7 protein-coding genes are annotated in these 9518 nt (G+C 68.8%); 4 read left to right on the forward strand and 3 right to left on the reverse strand.

The features are described 5' to 3' along the window. Nucleotides 1–7: 7 nt before the first annotated feature. The gene (locus JF886_RS09015; RefSeq protein WP_337311670.1) at nt 8–1678 is read left to right on the forward strand and encodes a glycosyltransferase family protein; all 1671 of its coding nucleotides are present in this window, start codon (nt 8–10) and stop codon (nt 1676–1678) included. Nucleotides 1679–1702: 24 nt separating this feature from the next. On the opposite strand, the gene JF886_RS09020 is transcribed toward JF886_RS09015, so the two are convergent. Continuing rightward, nucleotides 1703–4393, reverse strand: a complete 2691-nt coding sequence (locus tag JF886_RS09020) for a glycosyltransferase (RefSeq protein WP_337311672.1) — start codon at nt 4391–4393, stop codon at nt 1703–1705. Nucleotides 4394–4536: 143 nt separating this feature from the next. Between JF886_RS09020 and JF886_RS09025 the strand changes: the two genes are divergently transcribed. The 3 genes from JF886_RS09025 to JF886_RS09035 all read left to right on the forward strand — a co-directional run bounded on the left by JF886_RS09025 (nt 4537) and on the right by JF886_RS09035 (nt 7781). Beyond that, nucleotides 4537–5103 carry an adenine phosphoribosyltransferase gene (locus JF886_RS09025; RefSeq protein WP_337311674.1) on the forward strand — a complete coding sequence of 189 codons (567 nt, stop codon included), beginning with the start codon at nt 4537–4539 and terminating at the stop codon, nt 5101–5103. A gap of 21 nt (nt 5104–5124) precedes the next feature. Continuing rightward, the gene (gene ahcY, locus JF886_RS09030) at nt 5125–6393 is read left to right on the forward strand and encodes an adenosylhomocysteinase (RefSeq protein ID WP_337311676.1); all 1269 of its coding nucleotides are present in this window, start codon (nt 5125–5127) and stop codon (nt 6391–6393) included. Between the two features lie 83 nt (nt 6394–6476). After that, nucleotides 6477–7781: a M16 family metallopeptidase gene (locus JF886_RS09035; protein WP_337311678.1), complete on the forward strand. Its 1305-nt coding sequence runs from the start codon at nt 6477–6479 to the stop codon at nt 7779–7781. On the opposite strand, the gene JF886_RS09040 is transcribed toward JF886_RS09035, so the two are convergent. Both JF886_RS09040 and JF886_RS09045 read right to left on the reverse strand, forming a co-directional pair. Further along, entirely contained in the window at nt 7778–9061 is a 1284-nt protein-coding gene (locus tag JF886_RS09040; protein WP_337311680.1) for a lipopolysaccharide biosynthesis protein, read from the reverse strand. The genes JF886_RS09035 and JF886_RS09040 overlap by 4 nt on opposite strands. Continuing rightward, the coding region (locus JF886_RS09045) for a hypothetical protein (protein ID WP_502711419.1) at nt 9058–9518 on the reverse strand (461 nt) is incomplete at its 5' end. The genes JF886_RS09045 and JF886_RS09040, both read right to left, overlap by 4 nt.

The following is a 9518-nucleotide window of genomic DNA, read 5'->3' on the forward strand; positions in this document are numbered from 1 at the left end:
GGACGGTGTGGCCGGCTGGCGGCGCGCTGTGCTCACCGACCGCCTCGCGGTCCGCCTCCATTACCTCGGCCTGCCGGTGGCATTCGCGGGCCTGCTCTGGTACATGCGGCGCCAGTACTTCACCGAGGACGACTGGGAGTTCATCCACCGGTTGATCCCCGGTGTTGGCAAGCTCGGCCTCTTCGCGCCGCACAACGAGCACTGGTCGACGATCCCGCTGCTCATCGACAGGGCGCTGTTCGCCATGGTTGGGGTGCGCAGCTACATCCCCTACCTGGCGGTGCTGCTCGCTCTCCATGTCCTCGCCACGCACCTCCTCTGGCGCATCATGGTCCGCGCTGGGGCAGACTTCCTGGTGGCGACGGCGATCGCCGCCATCTTCCTGGTGCTCGGCAGCGGCGCCGAAAACATCGATTGGGCATTCCAGATCGGCTTCGTGGGAGCGCTGGCCGCTGGGCTGGGCATGATCCTGGCGGCGCAGGAGCGGAGCCGGCGCCGCCTGCTGGTGGCCTGGCTGCTCGGAGCGGTGAGCCTGATGTTCTCCGGGCTGGGACCGATCATGGTGTTTGCCGCAGGCGTCGGCGTGTTGCTGAAGTTCGGCTGGCGGTGGGCGCTTCTGACCGTCGTCGTCCCTGCCTTCGTGTACACCATCTGGTTGCTGACGGCAGGACGGCACCCCGGCTCTCCCGCGCTGCCGCACGGCGCGCTCCGCGACATCCCTGATTACATGTTCACCGGCATCACATCGGCGGCGGCCGGCATCTCCGGGCTTCGCTTCGTGGGCGCGCTGCTTCTGCTGCCCCTGGCGGGGTGGTGCGTCGTCGAGGCTCGTCGTTCGCCACGGGTGGCTGCCGTGGTGGGGCTGGCGGTGACGACGCTTCTCTTCTTCCTGGCCGTTGGCATCGGCCGCGTCGGTCTGGGAGTGGGGGAGTCACGGACCAGCCGCTACGTCTACATCAGCGCCGTGCTGCTTCTTCCCGCGGTGGCGGTGGCTGCGTCACGGGTTGGTCGGCGGCATGTGGTTGCCGCCGTGTTGATCGCGCTGGTGGGGGCGTGGGCCGGCGTCCACAACGTGCGCGCGCTGGTAAGTGCTGTGAACGGCGTCACCGGTGTGCGCGAGCACGCCCAGGCGCGCATCGTCGCCGCGTCACACCTCGTCCACAGCAGGCTGGCCATCTTCCCTGGACAACCCGAGCCGGTGACCGCTCCCGACCTGACCTGGACCGACCTGGTCTACCTGACCGACAGAAACGATCTCCCGGCCACGAGCCTGCTTCCACCGTCGGAGTTCGACACCGTGAGCGTCGCAGCCAACATCGAGCTGGCCCTGTCCCCGGTGCCCCTGCTCCCCGTCGGGCCTCTCCAGGTGCAGGCCACGCGGAATGCCGCGGTGAGCACCAGCACATCCGGCTGCGTCCAGGCTACCGGCAATGGGGGTGGCGGCCTATCGAGTGTCCAGCTCCTGTTCACCGGTCCGGCCTCCGTGTCCGTCCACGCCCCCGCGGGCTCGGTGATCACCGTCCATCTCTACCCTTCGCCATCGTCGCGCATCGAGTCGCCGCCGCATCAGGCTACCGTCGACGCCTCGCGCACCGTGTACCTTGTGCTCTCCCTGCCGGCAGCGCCGATCGTCGACCTTCCTCCAGGTGGCGCCATGCTCTGCGGCGCCGGTGCGTAGGCGTGGCCCGTCTGTCCGTCTCGGTCAGCGATCGATGGGGATGCGGTCGAGGCGCAGCTGGAGCGGGTTGAGGTCTCGGAGGTGGGGGCTCAGGTAGGGATCGTGGATGCCTCCGGCCACCCCCCAGCGGTCCCAGAAGATCTCGTAGTCCGCCACCGGGTCCAGCGCCTTGCCGCGCGAGCCACTCTCCGGGTGGATGAGCTCTGCGAATGGCGTGTACACGACCAGGTAGCCGGCCTTGTGGACACGCAGGCAGAAGTCGACGTCGTTGAATCCCACCTGGAGCGTCTCGTCGTATCCACCCACCTCGTCGAAGACCGACGTCTTCACCATCTGGCAGGCGCCGGTTACCGCGCTGACGTCGCGGATCACCCGCCCCATCCACCAGGCGTCCAGGTTGGCGGCGATGTACCCGCCGCGGACGTTGCCGATTCCGATGCCCTCGTGCTGGACACGCCCATCCGGGTACAGGAGCCGGCCCCCGGCCGCGCCCACCTCGGGACGCTGCACGTGCTCCAGCAATGCCTCGATCCAGTCTGGGGTGACTACAGTGACGTCGTTGTTGACGGTCAGCATGTACGGCGCATCGATGCTCTTGCGGGCGAGGTTGATGAGCCGCGAATAGTTGAAGTGCCCGGGCTTGCGCACCACCTGGTAGGGGACACTGCCAAGGTAGGCGAGCGTCTCTCGGTCGACACTGTCGTTGTCGATGATCGTGATCGACCGGTTCGTGTACGTCGACTTGCTCTCGATGCTCTCGATGCACGCACGCAGTAGCTCGACGCGGTCGCGTGTGGGGATGACGATGGCGACGTGGGGCGCATCGACGATGTCGAGCCTCACGTGGTATCTGCCAAGGTCCTCGGCCCGGGTCACGCGGCCGGCGAGGCCACGTCGCGACAACGCCTCCTCGACCGCTCGCTGACCGGCTTCGTAGGCGTACATCTTGGCGTCGCCGGCCAGCGCGACCGATCCCGGCACCTGGCGCCACGCATAAAGGATGTCGGGGACGTGGCCGACGTGACGGGCGGCCTCGGTGGCGCGGAGCACCAGGTCGTGGTCCTGGGCGCCGTCGAAACCAGGGCGAAAGCCGCCGACGCGGTCGACGAGGGCGCGGCGCAGCATCAGGAAGTGACAGACGTAGTTCACCGAGAGCAGGAGGTTGGGTGACCACCCGGGCTTGAAGAACGGTTTCCCGAAGCTTCCGTCGGGCAGCAGCATGTCCTCGTCGGAGTACATGACGTCCAGCTCCGGATCGGTCTGGAGCAACTCCACCATCCGATGGAGTGCATGCGGCCTGAGCAGGTCATCGTGGTCGAGCAGGGCAATGAACTCCCCTGCGGCAAGTTCAAGCGCGCTGGCCGACGCCGCCGCGATACCGCCGTTCTCGGACCGGCGCACCACCTTGATCCGCGAATCTGCTGCAGCGAACTGGTCGAGGATGTGGCGCACGTGCGGCGCCGTCGAGGCATCGTCCGCGACGCACAGCTCCCAGTTCTCGTACACCTGGCCGAGAACGGATTCGATGGCGGGACGAAGCCAGTCCTCGTCCGGGTTGAACGTCGGCATGATGATGCTGACCTGCGGCCGCTCCGTCCACAGGCGGTTCTCGTGGCGCATCCGATTGAGGTCTTCCCAATCCGGTTCGTGCCGCGCGCGCCATTTGTCGTACTGGTCCTGGATCGGCTCGACGTTGCCACGGTCGCGCTCGCGCATGGCCTTGCGTAGTCCGGCCGGCCCCTGTTCGCGGAGGACGATGGCGGCGCGCACGGCGCGGTGCAGCGAGTGCTGCCGGCGCGACCCAGGTGGCGCGATGAATTGGACCGCGTGCTGCACGGAATCGACGATTCGGCCGGCACCACTGTCCCGGAGGTTGCTTAGATCGGCCGTTGTGGCCATGAGCTGTCGTTGGTTGCTGCCGAGCTCTTTGGACAGCCGCTCATTCTCGGCACGCAACTTCTCGCTTTCAATGACCGCTGCCGGCCCACCGAGGTTTTCGATCTGGGTCAACTGGCTCAACACGACCTCGTTGCGCTGCTGCGCCTCGTCGCGCAGTCGCCACAACTCGCGTTCGTAGTCACGCACCAGGCGCGGCAGGGGATCGCGCGAGCGCCGGAAGCGCATCGCCCAGGGGGCGAGGAAGGTCACGTCGTAGGTGAGGTCCCGCTGAAACCCGAACCGGGCGAACAGCTCCGCCCAGTGCTCGGGGGGGTTGACGTTGACATGCGTCTCCTCCCGATAGTCGAGCGGCGTGGACGCGAAGATCACGTCGTCCGTATGGGCGCAGATGTTCTGCACCACACCTTCCGCATCGGCAGACGACATGTGCTCGATGACCTCGATGCAGCTGATCAGGTCGAAGCGGCGTCCGAAGGGCTCCAGCGCGGATCCGACGTGGCACCGGGGCCGCACGTCGGCGCGAACCTGGTCGATCGCGTACTGCGAGATGTCGATGCCGTACGCGTCGACGCCTCGATCGACCAGCGCCTCGACGAGGAAGCCCATCGCGCAGCCGACGTCGAGGCTCGAGGTGGGGGCGATGTCGCGCACGATGTGGTCGGCGACGTCGCCGAAGAACTTCAGCCAGTGATCGTTGCGCTCGTAGGCGATGCCGCAGTGGCTGGCGAAGTACGCCGCCCCATACGTCGGTTTGTTCGACTTCGCTGGCGCCGGCGTGGCCCCGGGCGCGGGGAGATGGCTCTCTGTCTGCGTCATCTGCTCTCAGGTGAGGCGCGCTGCATGTGGCATACGCGCGCCGCTCGTCGACAGTATGCCAACTCCCGGCCGAGCTGCGGCCCCTTCCGGCGGCTGGCGAGCGGCTCGGCCTTTCCACGCTGCGCGGATAGAATCGCTCGGCGATGCCGCCTCGTGGATCGGATCCCCTCTCGACTGGGCCCGGCGAACCGCTGGTGAGCCGAATCACCAGCGCGCTGCGTGTGGTGCCGGATTTCCCTCGCCCGGGCATCGTTTTTCGCGACATCACCACGGTGATCCGCGACCCGCAGCTGTTCGGTGAGGCCGTTGAGGCCCTCGCGGCTGCGTGTGCCGACACTGCCGTGGACGTGGTCGTGGGCATCGAGGCGCGCGGCTTCGTGCTCGGTGGCGCGCTCGCCTACGTGCTCGGGGCGGGGTTCGTGCCTGTTCGCAAGCAGGGCCGCCTGCCGGCCGCTGTGGAATCGGTCGCGTATTCGCTGGAATACGGCGAGGCGGTCCTGGAGATGCACATCGATGCCATCCAGCGCGGTCAGAAGGTGGTGATCGCCGATGATCTGCTCGCCACCGGGGGGACCGCTTCCGCCACCATCGACCTCGTGGAGAGGACCGGGGCCAGCGTTTCCCGCCTCCTCTTCCTCATCGAGCTGATTGGCCTCGGTGGCTCGGCTCAGCTGCACGCGCACCCGCACACCTCACTCATCACCCTCTGAGCGGAGATCACAATGACCACGATGACAAGCACCGAGCACGACGTCGCCGACCTCGCCCTGGCGGACGAGGGAGAGCGCCTCATCGAGTGGGCAGCCCTGGAGATGCCGGTTCTGCGCCTGATCCGCGAGCGGTTCGAGCGCGAGCAGCCGCTGGCTGGGCTGCGCCTCGGCGCTTGCTTGCACGTCACCAGCGAGACCGCCAATCTTGCCATCGCGCTCAAGGCAGGCGGCGGCGACGTGCGTCTGTGCGCCAGCAATCCTCTCTCCACCAATGACGCGGTGGCGGCTGCGCTGGTGGCCAAGCACGGCATTCCCACATTCGCGGTCAAGGGCGAGGACGCGACGCGCTACTTCTCGCACATCACCTCAGTTCTCGACAGCCGCCCCAACCTGACCATGGACGACGGCGCCGACCTGGTCGCCGAGCTGCACCGCAATCGTCCGGAGCTGCTCGCCGATGTGCGTGCCGGCACCGAGGAGACGACCACGGGCGTGATCCGCTTGCGCGCGATGGCCGCCGACGGTGCGCTGCGCTTCCCGATCATCGCGGTCAACGAGGCGCTCACCAAGCACATGTTCGACAACCGTTACGGGACTGGGCAATCCACGCTCGACGGCCTGATCAGGGCGACCAACATCCTGCTCGCCGGACGCACCATCGTGGTGTGCGGGTACGGCTGGTGCGGCCGCGGGCTGGCCAGCCGCGCGGACGGCATGGGTGCGCACGTCATCGTCACCGAGGTCGACCCCACTCGCGCGCTCGAGGCCACCATGGACGGCTTCGAGGTGACCACGCTGATCGACGCCGCACCGCGCGCCGACGTCGTCATCACCGTCACCGGTGACATCAACGTCGTTGACCGCCACCACGTTGAGAACTTCAAGGACGGCGCGATCATCGCCAACAGCGGCCACTTCAACGACGAGATCAACCTCGCCGCATTCGACGACCTCTCGACGTCCGTCACCAAGCCGCGCCCCTTCGTGGACAGCTACAAGATGAACGACGGCCGCAACCTGCACGTCCTTGCCGAGGGTCGCCTCCTCAACCTGGCCGCGGCCGAGGGCCATCCCGCGGCGGTGATGGACATGAGCTTCGCCAACCAGGCCTTGTGCGCCGAGCACGTCGCCCGCCATCACGCCGAGCTCGAGCCCCGCGTCTACGACGTCCCGGTGGAGATCGATCGCGAAGTGGCCCGCCTGAAACTGGAGGCGATGGGCGTCACCATCGATGTCCTGACGCCCCAGCAGGAGCGCTACCTCGCCTCCTGGGAGTCCGGCACCAGCTAACCCGGCGGCGATCGCTCAGGAAGGGCGCCCCGCCCTGCGCCTGTACGGACTGCCCGGCCAGCTGACCGGGTACCCTGCCCGGGATGACCCTCGAGACCCCGATCAATCCGTACGCGCCGTCGCTGACGACCCTTCCCAACGGTGCGACCCTGCTCAACGCGCCATCCGCGTCGCGCAACGTCGGTGTGTTCCTGATCGTTCGTGCCGGGTCGCGCGACGAGACCAGGGAGACGTCCGGCCTGGCCCATTACCTCGAGCACATGTTCTTCAAGGGCACGGCACGCCGGCCCACGACCCTGCAGATCTCGCGGGAGATCGATCGCCTTGGGGCCAACACCAACGCCTACACCGACACCGAGGAGGTGGCGTACTACGCCGAGGGCCCGGCCACAGCGCTCGACGAACTCACCGACATCATCACCGACATGCTCACTCGGCCCCTGTTCGCCGCCGAGGAGGTGGAGCGGGAGCGCAACGTGGTCCTGCAGGAGCTGTCGGCCCGGCTCTCCGACCCCGAGGGCTGGATCTGGGACCGGCTCGGCACGGTGACCTTCGGTGGCGACCAGCCGATGGCCTGGTCGGCGGCGGGGTTCCCGGCGGTGATCGAGAAGGCCTCGCGTGATCAGCTGCTCGACTACCACACCTCCTTCTACGCGCCGGAGTCCATGTGCCTGACCATCGCCGGCGGCGCCAGCCTCACCACCGATCGGGCCGCTGAGCTCCTCGCCGACGTCCCCACCGCCAAGCCGCGCCCGCGCGTCCCTGCGGTCTGGGGGCAGGGCGAGCGCTACACCTGCAACGTTCGCGCCGTCACCGACCAGGAGGAGCCGCAGATCAGGCTGGTCTTCGCGGTCCCGGGCATCCCCGCCACCGACTCCGACCGCACCGCGCTTTCCGTGATGACCCACATCCTCGGCGGCGGAATGTCGTCGCGCCTCTTCCACACGGTGCGTGAGCGCAACGGGCTCGCCTACAGCATCTTCTCCCACCACGAGGGCTTCGAGGACACCGGCGTCTTCGTGATCAGCACCGGGACGCGGCCCAAGGATGCCCGCAAGGCCACCGAGCTGTCGTTCGCCGAGTTCCGCGGGCTCGCCGATACCCCCGTCCCCGAGGACGAGCTCTCGGCCACCAAGTCGGCGATGATCGGCCGCCTGCTGCGCTCCACCGAGACCGCCATCAGCCTCGGGCGCTTCTTCGGGGGTCGCTGGCGTGCCGGCCTCCCCATGGAGGCACCGGACTCGCGGGCCGAGGCGATCAGCAAGGTGACCGCCGAGCAGGTGCAGGCCGCCGCCCAGCGCATCGCCGCCGGGATCAGCGAGGTGCGCCTCGCGTTCGTCGGCCCCGAGGACCAGGGCGCCGAGCTCCTCGAGGCGACGGGAGCCTAGGTCGCCGGGGCGGCCTCGTGCGCGCGCCACAGGCTCGGCTGAAGCACGGCGAGCACGGCGGCAGCAGCCAGGCCTCCCACAACGAGGCCGAGCTCGACACGCAGGAGCAGCGGGTGGACGGCGAAGACCACGGCGAAGAACACCGCCACCCCGGCCAGCCAGCCCCCCACCACGCCCCGATAGCTGGAGCGGGCGATGAGCCCCTGGCCGAGCGCCTGCGCCGCCATCAGTGCCGTGCAGCTGGCGGCGAGCAGGGCCAGGTCCTGGCGGCTGAGCGAGAAGTTGGGACCGAACACGAGCCGGAGCACCGTCGGTCCGAGGACGAACGCCCCGGCGATGGCGACGGCGCCGAGCACGGCCACGAACATGAGCAGGCGCAGCAGGGTGCGTTGGAACTCGACGAGCGCGGCCCGGCTGTGCAGCGCGGAGAGGCGGGGGAGGAGCGCCGCCGTGACCGCCTGGAAGAGGAATAGGGGGACGAACGCGAGCACCCGGCCGTTGAGGAACGTTCCGGCGGCGTGCTGCTCGGACGGCGACGCCAGCAGTTGCACCACCACCGTTCCACCGTTGAACATGAACTGTGTCGCCAGCGACGCCAGCAGAAGCGAGCCGAGCGCGGTGGTCACCTCGGCATTGCTGCTGTGCGTCCCGGACGCAAGCAGGCCACGTTCACGGGCCACGGCGGTGATCACCGCCGCGAATGAGCCGGCAACCAGGGCGAGGCCGTACGGTCCCGGACTGGCCACGTGGGCGATCGCCAGGGCGGCGCAGAACACCACCCGGTAGACGCCCTCGGCACCGAGGAGGATGCCGTAGGAGCGGAACCTGCTGTTGCCGCTCAGGGTGCCGCGGCCGATGTGCTCGGCGCAGTAGGCACTGAGCCCGAGCAGCAGCGCGACCATCAGCACTCCGTCCCCGCCGAGGAGGTGGCTGTCGATGGGGCCGAAGCCGGCCAGCGCTCCGACGACGAGAACCACCAGGAAGGCCACGCCGATGAGCACGACCCGCCGCACCACCGGGCCGCCGCCGTCGCCGCGCGCCCGGCGCGCCGAGATCGCCCGGGCCAGCTCCTGCTCGAGCGGCAGGAAGATGCCGGGTGCGACCACGAACAGGAGTGCCCAGAAGCCGGCAAACGCCGAGTAGCGCAAAGCGGTGAGCGCGTGTCCGGCGATGGCCAGGAACCCGTAGGTGCACACCCCGGCGAGGAGCAGGCCGATGCCGACGGTAATCGCTCCGCGGGGCAGGGGGTTGCGGTCGGACAGGCGTCGCCACGCGGTCATGGGCAGGAATACGTGAACGTCTGGCTGATCCTGTGGTCGGTGGGTTTGATGATGTGCAGCGTCATGGCGCCGTTGACCTTCTGCGAGCCCTGGAGGCGCCAGGACTGGGTGAGCTGGAAGGCGCCTTCGTTCGAGGTGATCGGCAGCGACGTGTCCGCGGTGACCTGCCCGTCACTCTGCTCCCAGCGGTATACCAGGGTTCCCGTCCCACTGAGCGGGCCACGCGCGACGAACGTGAAGGTCGTGTTGCAGCCGGCGCTCGGCGGGCTGACCGCCAGGGTCGCGTCGCCGCCCACGACCAGTGGGGCGCTGGAACCGCCCGTGCCGCCACTCTTGCCGGCGAGCAGGAGCACAGCGGCCGCCGCGGCCGCGGCCACGACGAGGACCGCCAGGCCGCCAAGGAGGAGACCCCTGCGCCGGCGCGGCGGATCGGTGCGCCGGCGACGAGACGCGGAGC

The sequence above is a fragment of the Candidatus Aeolococcus gillhamiae genome, assembly GCF_016464765.1.
Classification (GTDB): Bacteria; Chloroflexota; Dormibacteria; order Aeolococcales; family Aeolococcaceae; genus Aeolococcus; species Aeolococcus gillhamiae.

Excerpts from the sequence above, each read along its gene's own strand:
- JF886_RS09020 (WP_337311672.1), bottom strand. The coding sequence starts at position 4,393 with ATGACGCAGACAGAGAGCCATCTCCCCGCGCCCGGGGCCACGCCGGCG.
- JF886_RS09025 (WP_337311674.1), top strand. The coding sequence starts at position 4,537 with ATGCCGCCTCGTGGATCGGATCCCCTCTCGACTGGGCCCGGCGAACCG.
- ahcY (WP_337311676.1), top strand. The coding sequence starts at position 5,125 with ATGACAAGCACCGAGCACGACGTCGCCGACCTCGCCCTGGCGGACGAG.
- JF886_RS09035 (WP_337311678.1), top strand. The coding sequence starts at position 6,477 with ATGACCCTCGAGACCCCGATCAATCCGTACGCGCCGTCGCTGACGACC.
- JF886_RS09040 (WP_337311680.1), bottom strand. The coding sequence starts at position 9,061 with ATGACCGCGTGGCGACGCCTGTCCGACCGCAACCCCCTGCCCCGCGGA.